Source organism: Pseudomonas sp. EU05-FHT14B02 (genome assembly GCF_058791055.1).
In genome coordinates this window covers 26,879-43,200 of record NZ_JBYTDD010000037.1, presented here as the reverse complement: position 1 = coordinate 43,200, position 16,322 = coordinate 26,879, and the positions used below count along the sequence as shown (strand labels likewise).

14 protein-coding genes and 2 tRNA genes are annotated in these 16,322 nt (G+C 60.0%); 3 read left to right on the top strand and 13 right to left on the bottom strand.

Going from position 1 to position 16,322, the window contains the following annotated elements:
• The first annotated feature begins 9 nt into the window (after positions 1-9).
• Positions 10-1,119 (top strand): DUF2817 domain-containing protein, encoded by a 1,110-nt coding sequence (locus AC3WTM_RS26710; RefSeq protein WP_102671730.1) that lies wholly within the window; start codon positions 10-12, stop codon positions 1,117-1,119.
• 99 nt (positions 1,120-1,218) lie between these two features.
• Here the strand turns inward: AC3WTM_RS26710 and AC3WTM_RS26705 are convergent.
• The 6 genes from AC3WTM_RS26705 to AC3WTM_RS26680 all read right to left on the bottom strand — a co-directional run bounded on the left by AC3WTM_RS26705 (position 1,219) and on the right by AC3WTM_RS26680 (position 6,832).
• Positions 1,219-1,295 (bottom strand) — tRNA-Met (locus AC3WTM_RS26705).
• An 87-nt stretch (positions 1,296-1,382) separates the two neighbouring features.
• Complete coding sequence (locus AC3WTM_RS26700; protein ID WP_102671729.1) at positions 1,383-2,837, bottom strand: amidase; 1,455 nt, start codon at positions 2,835-2,837, stop codon at positions 1,383-1,385.
• 60 nt (positions 2,838-2,897) lie between these two features.
• The gene (locus AC3WTM_RS26695; protein WP_102671728.1) at positions 2,898-3,944 is read right to left on the bottom strand and encodes an ABC transporter substrate-binding protein; all 1,047 of its coding nucleotides are present in this window, start codon (positions 3,942-3,944) and stop codon (positions 2,898-2,900) included.
• 27 nt (positions 3,945-3,971) lie between these two features.
• Positions 3,972-4,778 (bottom strand): ABC transporter permease, encoded by an 807-nt coding sequence (locus tag AC3WTM_RS26690; RefSeq protein ID WP_102671727.1) that lies wholly within the window; start codon positions 4,776-4,778, stop codon positions 3,972-3,974.
• On the bottom strand, positions 4,778-5,698 hold the full coding sequence (locus tag AC3WTM_RS26685) for an ABC transporter permease (protein WP_102671726.1): 921 nt from the start codon (positions 5,696-5,698) through the stop codon (positions 4,778-4,780). Before AC3WTM_RS26685 ends, AC3WTM_RS26690 begins: the two co-directional genes overlap by 1 nt.
• Before the next feature lie 15 nt (positions 5,699-5,713).
• The gene (locus tag AC3WTM_RS26680) at positions 5,714-6,832 is read right to left on the bottom strand and encodes an ABC transporter ATP-binding protein (RefSeq protein ID WP_102671725.1); all 1,119 of its coding nucleotides are present in this window, start codon (positions 6,830-6,832) and stop codon (positions 5,714-5,716) included.
• Between the two features lie 228 nt (positions 6,833-7,060).
• Between AC3WTM_RS26680 and AC3WTM_RS26675 the strand changes: the two genes are divergently transcribed.
• Positions 7,061-7,966, top strand: a complete 906-nt coding sequence (locus AC3WTM_RS26675) for a LysR substrate-binding domain-containing protein (RefSeq protein ID WP_102671724.1) — start codon at positions 7,061-7,063, stop codon at positions 7,964-7,966.
• 15 nt (positions 7,967-7,981) lie between these two features.
• Here AC3WTM_RS26675 and AC3WTM_RS26670 read toward each other — a convergent pair whose 3' ends face one another.
• Positions 7,982-10,039: a methyl-accepting chemotaxis protein gene (locus tag AC3WTM_RS26670; RefSeq protein WP_102671723.1), complete on the bottom strand. Its 2,058-nt coding sequence runs from the start codon at positions 10,037-10,039 to the stop codon at positions 7,982-7,984.
• Positions 10,040-10,372: 333 nt separating this feature from the next.
• On the opposite strand from AC3WTM_RS26670, the gene AC3WTM_RS26665 reads away from it, so the two are divergent.
• The gene (locus AC3WTM_RS26665) at positions 10,373-11,590 is read left to right on the top strand and encodes an MFS transporter (protein ID WP_102671722.1); all 1,218 of its coding nucleotides are present in this window, start codon (positions 10,373-10,375) and stop codon (positions 11,588-11,590) included.
• A gap of 162 nt (positions 11,591-11,752) precedes the next feature.
• Here the strand turns inward: AC3WTM_RS26665 and ychF are convergent, their stop codons facing one another.
• The 6 genes from ychF to ispE form a co-directional block, all read right to left on the bottom strand.
• Positions 11,753-12,853, bottom strand: coding sequence for a redox-regulated ATPase YchF (ychF, locus tag AC3WTM_RS26660; RefSeq protein ID WP_057713313.1), 1,101 nt, complete (start codon positions 12,851-12,853; stop codon positions 11,753-11,755).
• 22 nt (positions 12,854-12,875) lie between these two features.
• Positions 12,876-13,460 carry an aminoacyl-tRNA hydrolase gene (gene pth, locus AC3WTM_RS26655; RefSeq protein WP_102671721.1) on the bottom strand — a complete coding sequence of 195 codons (585 nt, stop codon included), beginning with the start codon at positions 13,458-13,460 and terminating at the stop codon, positions 12,876-12,878.
• 169 nt (positions 13,461-13,629) lie between these two features.
• Complete coding sequence (locus tag AC3WTM_RS26650; RefSeq protein ID WP_007973891.1) at positions 13,630-14,229, bottom strand: 50S ribosomal protein L25/general stress protein Ctc; 600 nt, start codon at positions 14,227-14,229, stop codon at positions 13,630-13,632.
• A 142-nt stretch (positions 14,230-14,371) separates the two neighbouring features.
• A complete protein-coding gene (locus AC3WTM_RS26645) occupies positions 14,372-15,313 on the bottom strand; it encodes a ribose-phosphate pyrophosphokinase (protein WP_003171603.1) in 942 nt (313 codons plus the stop codon).
• A gap of 46 nt (positions 15,314-15,359) precedes the next feature.
• A tRNA-Gln gene (locus AC3WTM_RS26640) sits at positions 15,360-15,434 on the bottom strand.
• Between the two features lie 36 nt (positions 15,435-15,470).
• Positions 15,471-16,322 (bottom strand): 4-(cytidine 5'-diphospho)-2-C-methyl-D-erythritol kinase, encoded by an 852-nt coding sequence (gene ispE, locus AC3WTM_RS26635; protein ID WP_102671720.1) that lies wholly within the window; start codon positions 16,320-16,322, stop codon positions 15,471-15,473.

Genomic DNA, 16,322 nt, shown 5'->3' with positions numbered 1-16,322 from the left:
GAGGCAGACATGCAAACCGAGTTCCCCACCCAGTCCAGCTATCGCACCCAGCGTGAACAGTTCCTGGCCGCCGCGACCACGGCAGGCGCAACGCTGACGGAGTATCCACACCCGCTCAAGGGGCCGTTTGGTGAGTCCCTTAGCACGGATGTGGCGGTATTGGGTGATCCGGGCGCCAAGCGCCTGTTGATCGCGCTGAGCGGCACCCACGGAGTCGAAGGCTTCTACGGCTCGGGCTGCCAGATCAAATGGTTGCAGGAATTGGGCAAGCGTTCCCTGCCAACGGATGTCGCCGTGGTCATGATCCATGCCATCAACCCTTGGGGCATGGCGTGGTTGCGCCGGGTCAACGAAGACAACATCGACCTGAACCGCAATCACCTGGATTTCCAGCGACCGCTGCCGGACAACCAGGCCTATGACGCCCTGCATGAAATCTATGCCTGCCCACAGTTGCAAGGTCCGGAGCGTGATCGTGCCGATGCCTTGCTCGACGGACAGATTCGCCTGCACGGCTGGCCGGCGGTGATGTCGATTGTCGAGGGCGGTCAGCATGCTCACCCCGACGGTCTGTTTTTCGGCGGGCTGGCGCCGAGCTGGTCGAACCGCACGTTGCACAAGATCGTGCAAATGCACGTAGCCCATGCCGAGGTCGCCATGTGTTTCGACTTGCACACGGGCGCTGGCGAATACGGTCATCCGATGTTGTTGACCATCACCGAGTCCGCTTATCCGGCGCTGGCGGATGCGCAGGCGATTTATGGCCCGTGGCTCTACAGCCTGCAGACCGGTGCCGACACCCTGAGCGAAACCGGCGTGGCGGCAACGGCCACCGGCTATACCTCGCAGGCATTGATCGATGCGCTGCCGCAGGTACGGCTGATGCCGTTTGTCATTGAGTGTGGGACTTACCCGGGGCCGGACGTTCACCGGCATCTGCGCGATGATCACTGGCTGCATCTGCACGGCAATCCGAGTGACGCAGCAGGACGCGAGATCAAGCTGAATCTGCTGGAGCAGTTCTATCCGGCCGACAGCGACTGGCAGGCGATGGTCTGGTTGCGCACGTGGCAGATCTGGGAACGGGCGTTGTCGGCATTGCCGACCATTGGCGTCTGATCGATGCGCGCATGCGGTTGAGGATTTCCTGCGACCGCAGCGTATTTTTTTCAAGGCATAAAAAAACGGCTTACCTTGCGGTAAGCCGTTTTTAGTACTTGGTGGCTACACAGGGACTTGAACCCCGGACCCCAGCATTATGAATGCTATGCTCTAACCAACTGAGCTATGTAGCCAAGTGGCGCGCATTATTCACCGGTAACGGGGATGCGTCAAGCATAAATCTAAAATATTTCTCTGCGCTTTCAACCGTTTATCAAAATCTATCCTCTGAGCAAGGGTGAAGGGCAGCGCTGGAACCAGCGACTGGCCTGTTCGTACGCGTGGGCCAGTTGCAGGACAGCGAAGTCGGCCTGGTGTCTGCCGATGATTTGCACGCCCATGGGCAGGCCGCTGGCGTTGAAACCGACCTGTACGTTAGCCACCGGGCAGCCGGACAAGGTGCCGGGAATCACCACCTCCATCCAGCGGTGATAGGTGTCCATGGTCACGCCTTCGATGGTGGTGGGCCACGGCTGGGTTTTATCGAAGGGGAACACCTGGGCGCTGGGCAGCAGCAGGTAGTCGTATTTTTCGAACAACCTGGAGATCGCCCGATACCAGTCGCTGCGCATCACCGACGCGGCAAACACCTCAGTTGCCGAGAGTTTCAGGCCGTTTTCGACTTCCCAGCAGGCTTCCGGTTTCAACAGGGCACACTTTTGCGGGTCGGCATAGGTCGCGCCCAACGACCCGGCGACCATCCAGTGACGCAATGTCCGCCAACTGCTCCAGAGCTTCTCTGGCGCGAACTCCGGCTGTACGGGCTCGATATGGCAACCCAGGCTGGCGAAATCGGCAAAGGCCTTTTCGCACAGCGAGAGGATGCCTTGTTCCATCGGCAGGTAGCCGTTGAAGTCGCCGAGCCAGCCCAGGCGCGTGCCTTTGAAGTCCCGGTCCAGTGGTGCCGCAAAGATGCTGCCGGGTTCGGCAATGGACAGCGGCGCCCGTGCATCGGCCCCGGCCTGCACTGACAGCAGCAACGCCGCATCGCGCACGCTGCGAGCCATGGGGCCTTCGTAGCCGAGTTGGTCGATAAACAGGTCGGCACTGTCATCGAAGGGCACGCGGCCCTGGGATGGACGGAAGCCGAAGATATTGTTGAACGCGGCCGGGTTGCGCAGCGAGCCCATCATGTCGCTGCCATCAGCCACCGGCACCAGGTGCATGGCCAGCGCCGCCGCCGCGCCGCCGCTGCTGCCGCCAGCGGTCTTGCTCGGGTCGTAGGCGCAACCGGTCGCGCCGAACAGCGGGTTGTAGCTTTGCGAGCCGAGGCCGAACTCCGGGGTATTGCTCTTGCCGATGATGATCGCGCCGGCGGCCTTGATCCGCTCGACCATGATGCCGTCGCGCTCGGGGATGAAGTCCTTGTACAGCGGCGAACCCAGCGTGGTGCGGATGCCACGGGTCAGGGACAAGTCCTTGATGGCGTGGGGCAGGCCGTGCATCCAGCCACGGTATTGGCCTTTCGCCAATTCGGCGTCGCGGATATCGGCCTGGGTCAGCAGGTCTTGCGGCGCTTGCAGGCTCACCAGTGCATTGACCTTCGGGTTGAAGCGTTCGATATGGACAAGATAAGTCTGCATCACTTCCCGGCAGGAAACCTGGCGCAGGCGGATGCGTTCGGCGAGCTCGTGGGCCTGCAACAGGACCAGTTCGCTGATGTTATTAGAGTTCATTGCAAGCGGCCTTTAAGACGGCTGGAAAAACGCCCCGCCATTGCGTCGGGGCGGTAGTGATCAACGCATCAGGTTGGTCCAGAGACGATCGGCCAGGCGGATCGCGCCTTCGCCACAGGTCTTGCTGAACACCACCTGGGTGCCTTCGGGAATGTGCAGTTCCGGGGCATCCTTGAGGCCCGCGTCGAGGAACGGCTCCACACCCTTGATCGGGCTCTGGTGCTTGAGGAAGTTCTGGGTCATCGCCGCGTTTTCAGGCTGGCTGAGGAACGCAATGAACGCCTTGGCGTTTGCCGGGTTCTTGCTGCCGGTCGGGATGACCATGTTGTCGACCCAGGCCAGTACGCCTTCTTTCGGGTACAGGTAGTTCAGGCTCGGTTTCATCTCCCGGGCGCGCATCGACGAACCGCCCCAGAAGGTCGACATGTCGATTTCACCGGAGGCGAGGTTTTCGCGGATCGAACCGGCCTTGGAACTGTAGGTTTTGACGAAGGGTTTCTGCGCCTTGAGCAAGGTCAGAATCTGCTGCATCTGCTTCGGGTCTTCGCTGCACAGTGGAATGTTCAGATACAGGCTGGCCATGTCCACCACGTCGCTGACCGAGTCGAACATGTTGATTCGTCCTTGCAGCTCGGCCGGTGGCTCGTAAAGCACCTTGAGGCTGTCGGTGGGGCCCTTGTAGCGCTCGGTGTTGAGCACCACGCTGGTGGTGCCCCAGATGAACGGCACGGAATAGGCACCTTCCGGGTCCCAGGTGGGTTTTTTCAGGTTGTCGACGACGCTGGCGTAGTAGGGCTGGTTGACCGGGTCGAAGCGCTCCAGCAGTTTTTCCTTGATCAGGATCGGCACGAACTGGTGCGAGGGGATCGCCACGTCATAACCGGCACCGCCCTGTTTCAATTTGGCCAGCAGGGTTTCGTTGGAATCGTAGGAGTCGACGGTGACTTCGATGCCGGTCTGCTTCTGGAACTTGGCGAGAATCTCCGGCGAAAAGTAGCCGCTCCAGCTCACCACGTTGAGTTTTTCCGCGGCCTGAACGCTGCCGACCATGGTCAGCGGTAAAGTCAGGAACAACGAAGTGCCGATGCTTTCAATCCACTTGCTCATGCTATTTCCCCACAGTGCGTAGAAGGTTCAGGTTTTCTTTTTGCCCAGCAGATAAGAGAGCGTGACGAACAGTACCGAGACACCCAGGATCAGGGTCGAGACAGCGTTGACGTCCGGTGTCACACCCATGCGCAACAGGCCGAAGATGAAGATCGGCAAGGTGGTGGTGCCGGCCTGGGAGACCATCATCGAGATCACGAAATTATCCAGCGACACGATGAAGGCCAGCATCAGCCCGGAGAAAATCCCCGGCATCAGCAGCGGCAACGTGACCTTGCGAAAGGTTCGCCACGGGCCGGCATAGAGGTCGGCAGAGGCCTGCTCCAGGGACAGGTCCATGTCGTTCAGGCGTGCCCGTATCGGCAGAAAGGCAAACGGAATGCAGAACACCGTGTGAGCGATGATCAGGTTGCCGTAACCCAGGGACAGACCGATGGTGGAAAACAGTGCGAGGGTAGCGACGCCGACCACGATTTCCGGCAATACCAGGGGCAGCATGATTGCGCCCATGGACAGTTGCAGGCCTTTGAATTTCGCACCCCGTGATGTGCCGAGGGCGGCGAGGGTGGCGATGGCCGTGGCGACCATGCTGGCGCAGACCGCGATCAACAGGCTGTTGCCGGCCGCCTGGCGCAGGGCCTGGTTGGCGAATGCGGATCGATACCAGTCGAGGCTGAATCCGGTCCAGACCGTTGCCGACTGATTGGCGTTGAACGAGAACGCCACCAGCACCACGATCGGCGCGTAGAGATACAGGTAGAACAGGAAACTGAAACCGCCGAAACCGGGGAAGTCCTGCACGCCCAGCGTATTGCGTTTGAACAGGCCGATCATCACGCACCTCCTTTGGCGATGCGCTGGCGTTCGGCACGCAGGGCATAGACCGTCAGAACCAACATCACCGCGGCCATCAGCACCAGCGACAGGGCTGCACCGAAGGGCCAGTTACGGGCATCGCTGAACTGCCGGAAGATCAGGTTGCCGAGCATCATTCGCGTGCCGCCGCCAAGCAGTTCCGGGGCGATCATCGCTCCCAGGCAAGGCACGAAGGTGAGGATGGCGCCGGCAAGAATCCCCGGTTTGGCGATAGGCAACACCACCTTGCGCAAGGTTCGCACGCGCCCGGCGTAGAGGTCCTGGGCAGCCTCGAGCAGGCGGATGTCCATTTTTTCCAGGGTGGCGTAGATCGGCAGCACGACGAAGGGCGCGTAGGTGTAGACCAGCCCCAGCAGCACCGCGCCGTCGGTGTAGAGCAGTTGTAGCGGCTGGTCGATGACCCCGAGGCCCATCAGGCTGTTGTTGATCACCCCGGTGTTGCGCAGCAGCAGAATCCAGGCGTAGGTGCGGATCAACAGGTTGGCCCAGAACGGCACGGTGATCAGGAAGATCAGCAAGCCACGACGATGGGCTGGTTGCATGGCCAGCCATACCGCCACCGGAAAACCGATCAACAGGGTGATGAGCGTGGTCAGCCCGGCGATGCCGATGGAGCGCAGGGCAATGATCAGGTAGGAATCGGCGAAGGCCAGGCTGTCGTCCAGTTGCCGCTCGAACAACAGCGAGGTGTAGGCGTCACTGCTGAATACTTTGTTCACCCCGCCATAGGGGTTGGCCTCCATCAACGAGTAACCGATGACGATCAGGATCGGCACGATCAGAAACAGGCCGATGGCGATCAGCGCGGGGCTGACACCAAGAAAGCTCTGGAAGGCCCGCCGACGTTCCAGTGTGTTGGCAATCGTTAAAGCGTGCATGGCAATTCCTCGTGCTCAATCGTGCAGGACGCTGGCGCTGCCCTGGTCGAACAACAGACCGGCCTGACTGCCGACGGCAAAGCGTTTGCTCTGGTCGACGCAGTTGGGGGTGCGCACGGTGAGGCGTGAGCTGTCGCTCAGGCTGACCTGGTATTGCAGGTCGGTGCCGAGGTAGATCTGCGCTTCGATCCGGCACGGCAGAGCGTTCTCAGTGGTGGCCGGCACCAGATGCAAACGCTCGGGGCGCACGGACAATGCGACGTTGGCACCGACTCGCACATCGCTGCATGGCTGTGCAGGCAATGGATGACCGGCCGGACCGGCGAACCAGGCCAGGCCGTCTTCAACGCGGGTGACCGTACCTTCGATGAAGTTGGTTTCACCGATGAAGTCCGCCACAAAGCGATTGCGCGGGCGTTCGTAGATGTCTTCCGGACGACCGACCTGCTGCACTTCGCCTTCGGACAACACGGCGATACGGTCGGACATGGTCAGGGCTTCTTCCTGGTCGTGGGTGACGAAGATGAAGGTGATGCCGGTGCGCGCCTGAATGGTTTTCAGCTCTTCGCGCATGGCCTGGCGCAGCTTGAGGTCCAGAGCCGAAAGCGGTTCGTCGAGCAGCAAGACCTTGGGATGCGGCGCCAATGCACGAGCGAGAGCGACACGTTGTTGCTGACCGCCAGACAGTTGCGCCGGCTTGCGGTTGGCAAAGCGCTCCATCTGCACCAGGGCGAGCATCTCGCGCACCCGTTCGGCCATTTGCGTTTTGTTCAGGACTTTGCCCATCGGGTGGGACTCAAGGCCGAAGGCCAGGTTCTCGGCGATGGTCATGTGCGGGAACAGCGCGTAATGCTGGAACACCGTGTTGACCGGGCGCTGGAAGGGCGGGCGGTCGGCGATGTTTTCGCCGTAGAGCAGAATTTCGCCTTCGGTCGGGAATTCGAACCCGGCGATCATCCGCAGAAGTGTGGTTTTGCCGCAGCCCGAAGGGCCGAGAAGGGTGAAGAACTCGTTGTCGCGAATGTCCAGGTCGATGCTTTTGAGCGCCACCGGGCCAGTCTTTGGATCACCGTAGACTTTGCGTACTGAGCGGATGGACACCGCCAGCGTTTGCAGCGAATGCAGGGCATTCATGCGTTACCTCCGATTCCCCCATCGCCTGCGCACGTGCTGAAAACAGCTGTGTCGTCGGGCCATGGATATTATTTTTCTGGGCAGGATCGAGATTGCGTTCGGGTGTTGTAACCAGCTGTTTTTTGTTCTGCTGTGGATCGATTATCAGCGAGGGGTTGCGGGGGGCGAAACTTCAATTTTAACATAGGGGCTGTTAAAAAATTTAACAACACAAGGCGTCCGAACACCATGCCTGACCACCGTTTGCCGCCGCTCAACGCGGTGCGTGCCTTTGATGCCGCGGCCCGGTTGGGCAGCTATGTCGAAGCCTCCAAAGCCCTGCACGTGACCCAGCCGGCCATCGGCCGCCATGTGAAGTTGCTGGAGGACTGGCTGGGCATCCAACTGTTCGAGCGCACCTCTCGCGGGGTCAACCTGACGACGGCGGGGGAGAAGTACCACCGCAAGATCGCCGTCGCCCTGCAATTGATCATCGAGGCCGGAAAAGAGGCGCAGCCCAAACACGCCGAGCGCTGGTTGCGCATCATGGTGGTGCCGGGGTTCGCCAAGCGTTGGCTGATGCCGCGTATCGAGGCCATGCGTCATCTGCGCCCGGGCTTGAAGTTCGCCATCGAACCCAACTCCACTTTCACCGAAGTGGATGGCAAAAGCGCTGACCTGGGTATCGTCTACGGGTTGGACGGCCAATATGCGCACTCGCGCACCAGCCTGATTTGTCCTCGGGTGTTTCCGATCTGTTCCCCCGACTATCTGGCCAGCGTCGGGCCCATCGACAGCCCCGCAGATCTGGTGAAACACAACCTGATCCATGTGGATGACGGCGAGTGGTGGAACCTGTGGTTCGCCGCCAACGACCTCGACATGCACCTCAATTCGGACATGCTCTACGTCAACAACGACCACGCGTTGTCGGTGGCCGAGAGCGGGCAGGGCATTGCGCTGGCTAACGAAGTGCTGGTGCGCGAAGAACTCCACAGCGGCAAGTTGGTGCGGGTGGTGGACGCGCAAGTGAAGCTGGAAAGCTATCGGGTGCTCACGCCGTCCGCCGAACTCTCGGCGGACGTGGCGTGGTTCATCGACTGGCTCAAGAGCGAACTGGAGCAGGACTTCCCGGAGGCGGTGATCCGCGCCTGAGAAGGCCTGGCGGGTTCAACTCAAGCGGAAGCGCCCAGTGTTGTCGCTTAAGGCTTTGCTGCCGTGGCTCAGGGTGTCCGCGGCCTGGTTAACCGCGCGGGCCCCTTCGAGCAAGCGCACCGCCGCTTGATCGACCTGCTGGATATTGCCGCTGACCTCGTCGGCGGTACTGGCCTGTTCCTCCACCGCCGTGGCGATTTGCGCCAGGGTATCGGTGACGCTCTGCACCGCACTGGCGATTTCCCCGAGCCGTTCACCGAGGCCGGTGACCGCTTGTGCATCGCTCTCTGCCTGACTGCACGCGGCTTGCATCAGGCTGACGGCCTCATTCACGGTGTTGCGCAGGCTGTCGACCGTACCGGCGATCTGTGCGGTCGACGACTGGGTGCGTTGCGACAGGCTGCGCACTTCATCGGCCACCACCGCGAAGCCACGCCCTTGCTCGCCCGCCCGAGCCGCCTCGATGGCGGCGTTGAGTGCCAGCAGGTTGGTCTGCTCGGCGACACCGCGAATGGTGTCGACCACCAGTTGAATCTGCTGTCCTTGTTCACTGACCCGGCCCAGCGCCGCAGCGGTCTCGTTCAGACGTTGATTGAGCTGCTGGATACTCGCGGTGGTGCGCTGGCTGTCACGGCTGCTGTCGGCGGCAATGCGCCGGGTGTGCTGAGCGCTGCCGGACGCCTGTTCGCAACTGTGGGCCACCCCTTGTGAGGTGGCGGCCAGTTGCGTCGCGGCAGCGGCAATCTGGCTGATCTGCAACTGCTGGGCTTCGACTTCGCCCAAGGCGTCGCTGGAGTGATGGTTGAGGGTTTGCACGGCGTGGCTCAATTGCAGGGTTTCGTGATCCACCCCTTGCAGACTGGTGCGCAGTTGCACCACGGCGACGTTCAGCGCGGTGCTGATGACCGCCAGTTCGTCCCGGCCTTGAACCGGCACTTGCAGGCTCAGATTGCCATCGCGCAGGGCTTCGGCCAGTACCGTGATGCCGCTGGCGCTGCGGCGGATCGAGGCCTGCAAACAGATGAACAGATACAGCGCGGCCAACAGCAGGCAGCCCAACACGGCGGCCACAACAACAAACTGTCGGATCGCCGAGCCGTGGTAGTAATCCAGTCGTTGATCCAGCGACACCAGCGACTGCTGACGCAACGAGGCGAGGTCAGAGAGCAGGGCGTCGAGACTGCGTTCGAAGTCCTCCGGCTTGAGGTTGATGCTGCCACCGAACACGCCGTCATCCAGCACCTTCAGGCCCGCATCGAGACGCTTGAGGCTGTCGTGGTATTGCCCGGCCCAGGTTTGCAGGGCACTGGGCAAGCGCGCTTCGAGCAGGCCAGCGGTTTTCACCAGCTGCTCTCGCGCATCGCCGATGCGGCTGCGCAGGTCGCGCAGTTGCAGGCGGCTTTGCAGGGTGAACTGTCCGGACACCACCGAGGCCTGGCCCACAGCAGCCAGACGGCCGACCCGTTCGATCAGGTCTGGTGCGTGCTGGGTGGAGATCTGCGTCAGCAAATAAGTCTCCAGCCACGGTGCCAGTGTCAGGCGATTGTCCATGGCGATCTGCTCGCGCAAGGCTTGCAGGGCGCTCAAGGCGTTGGTGAAGCGATCGTAGCCATCGGGCCACCAACCGACAGCACTCAGACTTTTTGAGTCGAGGCCATCGAGGGCGGTTTGCAGGGCCTGATAACGCGACAGGGTTTCGCCCTTGGCGCTTTCTTTTTGCAGGGCATTGCCCAATTCGGCAGTGGCCTGGCTGACGGCGGGCTGAACCCCATCAAAGGCGGCCATCGCGGCGAGGGTGGCCGGCGTTGGCTGGCGATTGGTTTCCGTGGCGCGCCACCTGGCGGCGCGATCACGCTGGGCGGCGAGCAGGTCATCCAGCGCATCGAGGGCAAGCAGTTGCCGCACCCCGGCGCGTTCGCCGGAGATCAGGCTGAGTTTGTCGCGATAGTCCTGGCCGATCATCCACAGGCTGCCGGCCAGCGGCAGGATAAACAGCAGAAACAACAGCTGGAATTTACGTGCGAAGCCAAAACGCCCCAGCAGCCCGATCCCCGGTGATAAAAAAGCCTGCATGCCCCATGACTCCTCTGGACACCACGCACCATTGGCGTGCGACGGAGGTTGTCGCACCTCCGACTCGTGCCCTCTAAAAAGGCCTCGAAAGTTCACCCTTGTCCGCTCTGTAGGCCGACTCTGTAGCGAAACTTCCCATTGTCGGTCTCCTTTGTAAGGAGGCCGCGTTCAAGCAGACAAGGAAGGCAAGATTCAGACCATGGCTTTGCGCCATCAGAGTTGTGGTGATGAAAAACGAGGTCGTTAGCAGGCTAAGGGGATGGCGTTGCCGCACCGAAAAATGGCACATTGGCGCACCTGCACGTTCGTACCTCCTGTTGTCTGGAAATTCCCATGGCTATCAGCAACGCCCAGACCGGCTCAGTGCCGGCGTCCGCTACGCCCCAAAGCAGTCCCCTGGTGATGCGCATCATCGGCGCGGTAGCGCTGGCGCATTTGATCAATGACCTGATCCAGTCGGTGCTGCCGTCGATCTATCCGATGCTCAAGGCCAACTATGGTCTGACCTTCACCCAGGTCGGCCTGATCACCCTGACGTTCCAGTTGACGGCCTCGCTGCTGCAGCCGTGGGTCGGTTACTACACCGATCGCCATCCCAAACCGTGGTTGTTGCCGGCGGGTACGGTCTGCACCCTGGTCGGGATTCTAATGATGTCGGCGGTCGGCAGTTTCCCGTTAATCCTGTTGGCGGCGGGGCTGATCGGCATCGGTTCATCGACCTTCCACCCGGAAGCGTCCCGCGTGGCGCGACTGGCTTCGGGCGGACGCTTCGGGCTGGCGCAATCGACCTTCCAGGTCGGCGGTAACGCAGGCTCGGCGTTCGGCCCGTTGCTGGCGGCGGCGATCATCATTCCCTACGGTCAAGGGCAGGTGGCCTGGTTCGGCCTGTTCGCGGTGTTTGCGCTGTTCGTGCTCTACCGGATCAGCCGCTGGTACGCCAACCATTTGAACCTGTTCAAGCTCAAGCAGGGCCAGGCGGCGACTCACGGCCTCTCCAAGGGCCGAGTGACCAGTGCGCTGGTGGTACTCGGGTTGCTGGTGTTCTCCAAGTATTTCTACATGTCGAGCCTCACCAGCTACTTCACCTTTTATCTGATCGAGAAGTTCGACCTGTCGGTGGCCAGCTCGCAACTGCACCTGTTCCTGTTTCTCGGCGCGGTCGCGGCGGGGACGTTCTTTGGCGGGCCGATCGGTGACAGGATCGGGCGCAAGGCGGTGATCTGGTTCTCGATCCTCGGCGTTGCGCCGTTCACCTTGCTGCTGCCCCATGTCGACCTGTTCTGGACCAGCATCCTCAGCGTCGTCATCGGCTTCATTCTCGCCTCGGCGTTCTCGGCCATCGTGGTGTACGCCCAGGAACTGGTACCGGGTAATGTCGGGATGATCGCCGGGATATTCTTCGGTTTGATGTTCGGCTTCGGCGGGATTGGCGCGGCGTTGCTGGGCCATCTGGCGGATATCCACGGCATCGAATACGTGTACTACCTGTGTTCGTTCCTGCCGCTGTTTGGGGTGTTGGCAATCTTCCTGCCGCGAACCAAAAGGAATTGATTTACGCACATCCCTTGTAGGAGCGAGCTTGCTCGCGATGGTGTATCAGACGAGTAAGCGCTGACTGACACACCATCGCGAGCTCGCTCCTACAGTGAACAGTGAATATCTCACGCACAAAAAAGCCGCGTATCAGACGCGGCTTTTTTTGGGGCGTATGGCTTACACGTTGAAACGGAAGTGCATCACGTCGCCGTCTTTAACGATGTAATCCTTGCCTTCCAGGCGCCATTTACCGGCTTCCTTGGTACCGGCTTCGCCCTTGTACTGGATGAAGTCGTTGTAGGCGATCACTTCGGCGCGGATGAAGCCTTTTTCGAAGTCGGTGTGGATCACGCCAGCGGCTTGTGGTGCGGTGGCACCGACGCGGACGGTCCAGGCGCGGACTTCTTCTACACCGGCGGTGAAGTAGGTCTGCAAGTGCAGCATTTCGTAGCCGGCGCGGATCACGCGGTTCAGGCCAGGCTCTTCGAGGCCCAGGGCTTCGAGGAACATGTCTTTTTCTTCGCCGTCATCGAGCTCGGCAATTTCCGCTTCGATCTTGTTGCACACAGGAACAACCACGGCGCCTTCTTCTTCGGCGATGGCGCGTACAACGTCCAGGTGCGGGTTGTTTTCGAAACCGTCTTCAGCGACGTTGGCGATGTACATGACCGGTTTGGTGGTCAGCAGGTGGAAGCCCTTGATCACCGCTTTCTCGTCGGTGCCCATGTTCTTCATCAGGCTGCGCGCCGGCTTGCCTTCGGTGAAGTGAGCGATCAGTTGCTCCAGCAGGCCTTTCTGGACCACTGCGTCCTTGTCACCGCCCTTGGCGTTGCGCGCGACTTTCTGCAGTTGCTTCTCGCAGCTGTCGAGGTCGGCGAAGATCAGTTCCAGGTCGATGATTTCGATGTCGCGTTTCGGGTCGACGCTGTTGGAGACGTGAATCACGTTCTCGTCTTCGAAGCAGCGGACCACGTGGGCGATGGCATCGGTCTCACGGATGTTGGCCAGGAACTTGTTGCCCAGGCCTTCACCTTTCGACGCGCCGGCAACCAGGCCCGCGATGTCGACGAATTCCATGGTGGTCGGCAGGATGCGCTTTGGATTGACGATGGCCGCCAGAGCGTCCAGACGCGGATCCGGCATCGGCACGATACCGCTGTTCGGCTCGATGGTGCAGAAGGGGAAGTTCTCGGCCGCGATCCCGGATTTGGTCAGGGCGTTGAACAGGGTGGACTTGCCGACGTTAGGCAGGCCGACGATGCCGCAATTGAATCCCATGGTGTTTCCCCTCGGATAAGAGTCAGGCCTTCTGGCTGTGCAGGTTTTTCATCGCGCGGTTCCATTCCCCGGCGAGGATATCCGGCAGCACGCCGAGGGCAAAGTCGATGCTGGCATCGAGTTTTTCCTGTTCGGCGCGTGGCGCACGACTCAGGACGAAATTTGAAACCATACTGGCGACGCCCGGGTGACCGATGCCAAGCCGCAGGCGATGAAAGGTATTCTGATTGCCCAGTTGCGCGATGATGTCGCGCAACCCGTTGTGACCGCCATGGCCGCCGCCCACTTTGAGTTTGGCGACGCCGGGTGGCAGGTCGAGTTCGTCGTGTGCCACGAGGATTTCTTCAGGCTTGATGCGGAAGAAACCTGCAAGGGCCGCCACGGCCTGGCCGCTGCGGTTCATGTACGTGGTGGGAATCAGCAGACGAACATCCTGACCCTGATGCGAATAGCGCCCGGTCAGGCCGAAATATTTGCGGTCCGCCACAAGGTTCACGCCTTGTGCGTTCGCGATGCGCTCAACAAAAAGGGCCCCTGCGTTATGCCGGGTCTGTTCGTATTCAGCGCCTGGATTTCCCAGGCCAACGATCAGTTTGATGGCAGTCACGATAGGGGCCCTTCATTGGAGTGGTGGATAACATCGCCGCAATCAGGGAGTGCGGCGAAAGTGGACGAAAATTGCTCATTTACCATGATGTAAACTCCGCGTTCTCGCCCGCTTTCTCGCTACGCTCTAGTCCGCGATGTTTCCGGTCACTCCGGCGTACAGAGTAAAATTACTCTGCAGCGCCTTCTGCAGCTTCTGGAGCAACACGTGGAGCGTGGACGTTGGCAACAGCCTTGTCATCACCGTGTGCCAGAGCAACGAACTCAACGCCTTTAGGAGCTTTGAGGTCGGACAGGTGAATGATCGAACCGATTTCAGCGTTAGCCAGGTCGACTTCGATGAACTCAGGCAGATCTTTCGGCAGGCAGGAAACTTCGATCTCGGCAACAACGTGCGAGATTTCGCCGCCTTTCTTGGTCGGTGCTTCTTCGTTGATGAAGTGCACTGGAACGATAGCGGTCAGTTTCTGGCCGGCTACTACGCGTACGAAGTCAGCGTGCATCACGTGGCCTTTGGCCGGGTGACGCTGCAGGGCTTTGATCACGACGTTCTGCTTGGTGCCACCAACATTCAGCTCGATGATGTGGCTGTAAGCCGCTTCGTTTTCGAGCAGTTTGGCAACTTCTTTGGCCAGCATGCTGATGGATTCAGGGGCTTTGTCGCCACCGTAAACTACAGCTGGAACCAGGCTTGCGAGACGACGCAGGCGGCGGCTCGCACCTTTCCCCAGGTCGGAACGCACTTCAGCATTCAGAGTAAAATCGTTCATGTTGTATCTCCAAAATAACCACACTCGCCCCAGCGTTTGCGACCAGCGCTAAAGGCGATATGGGCAAAAAAGCCCCGCCCCGACAGGAATGCCGGGGCGGGGCGCTTTTCGTCAACGAGACATTTCGAGAAGGGCAGGGCCCTTAGCGGAACATCGCGCTGATCGATTCTTCATTGCTGATGCGGCGGACCGCCTCGGCAACTACCGGTGCGATATCCAGTTGGCGGATACGCGCACAGGCTTGTGCTGCAGCGGACAGAGGAATGGTGTTAGTCACCACCAACTCGTCCAGCACGGAATTTTCGATGTTTTCGATCGCCCGACCCGACAGCACAGGGTGCGTGCAGTAGGCGAAAACCTTGGCAGCGCCATGCTCTTTCAGGGCCTTGGCCGCGTGGCACAGGGTGCCGGCGGTATCGACCATGTCATCGACCAGAATACAGGTACGCCCTTCGACATCACCGATGATATGCATCACTTCAGAGTGATTGGCTTTCTCACGGCGTTTGTCGATGATCCCGAGATCCACGCCCAGGGATTTGGCAACGGCACGTGCACGCACGACGCCGCCAATGTCCGGGGACACGATCATCAGGTTTTCGAAGCGCTGATCTTCGATGTCATCCACCAGAACCGGGGAGCCGTAGATGTTATCTACCGGAATATCGAAGAAACCCTGGATTTGGTCAGCATGCAGATCAACCGTGAGAACACGGTCGATGCCGACTACGGTAAGCATGTCAGCCACGACTTTCGCGCTGATAGCCACACGTGCGGAACGCGGACGGCGATCCTGACGGGCATAACCAAAGTAAGGAATAACAGCAGTGATACGAGTAGCCGAGGAGCGGCGGAAGGCATCAGCCATCACTACCAGTTCCATCAGGTTATCGTTGGTCGGAGCGCAAGTCGGCTGAATAATGAAGACGTCTTTACCGCGAACGTTTTCATTGATCTCGGCTGTAATTTCGCCGTCGGAGAATTTACCGACAGAGATGTCACCGAGAGGGATATGCAGCTGACGTACGACACGCCGAGCCAGATCGGGGTTAGCGTTCCCCGTAAAGACCATCATCTTGGACACGCGCAGTACCTGAAGGCTGAGGGTAACCTGGATGAGTATAGGAAAATGGCAGGGGCGGCTGGATTCGAACCAACGCATGGCAGGATCAAAACCTGCTGCCTTACCGCTTGGCGACGCCCCTGTATCTGTTGCAACGATTACCCAGTAATCGGTTCCTTTAGAGCAGACTTTGCAGCTTGCGATGCAACATCGAAACGTTGCTTCCTTTTGCTACAAATCCTGTAAGGGTCTCTGTCAGAAGGGCCGAGACTTTATCAGCTTCAGCTTTGCTTGGGAAGCCCCCAAACACACAACTTCCAGTTCCGGTGAGTTTTGCTTCGGTAAATTTACCTAACAAATTCAAAGCGTTACGTACCTCTGGATAACGCCTTGTTACCACCGGCAAGCAGTCATTTCGACTGTTTCCCTTGGGAACGGGGCGCACTTTAATGGGAGGAGTGTTACGTGTCAACAACGGATCTGAAAAAATTTCTGCCGTACTAACAGAGACTTGCGGCACCAGCACCAGATACCACGGTTCTTCCGGGTCGACAGGGGTCAGTTTCTCCCCCACGCCCTCGGCGAAAGCCGCGTGGCCACGTACGAAAACCGGGACGTCGGCGCCCAGCGTCAACCCCAGCCCGGCCAGGCGATCTTCATCCCAGCCCAATTGCCACAGATGATTCAAACCCAGCAATGTTGTTGCGGCATTCGAGCTGCCGCCACCGATGCCGCCACCCATGGGCAGGATCTTGTCGATCCAGATATCGGCGCCCAGCGAGCAAGCAGATTGCTCCTGAAGTTTTCTGGCGGCCTTGACGATCAGGTTGCTGTCGTGGGGAACACCTTCGAACTCAGTGTGCAGATGAATGACACCGTCATCGCGCAGGGCGTAGGTGATTTCGTCACCGTAATCGAGAAACTGAAACATCGTCTGCAGTTCGTGGTAGCCGTCTTCGCGGCGACCCAGGATGTGCAGCATCAAATTGAGTTTGGCTGGCGAGGGCAGTGTCAGGCGATTGGCTGGCAT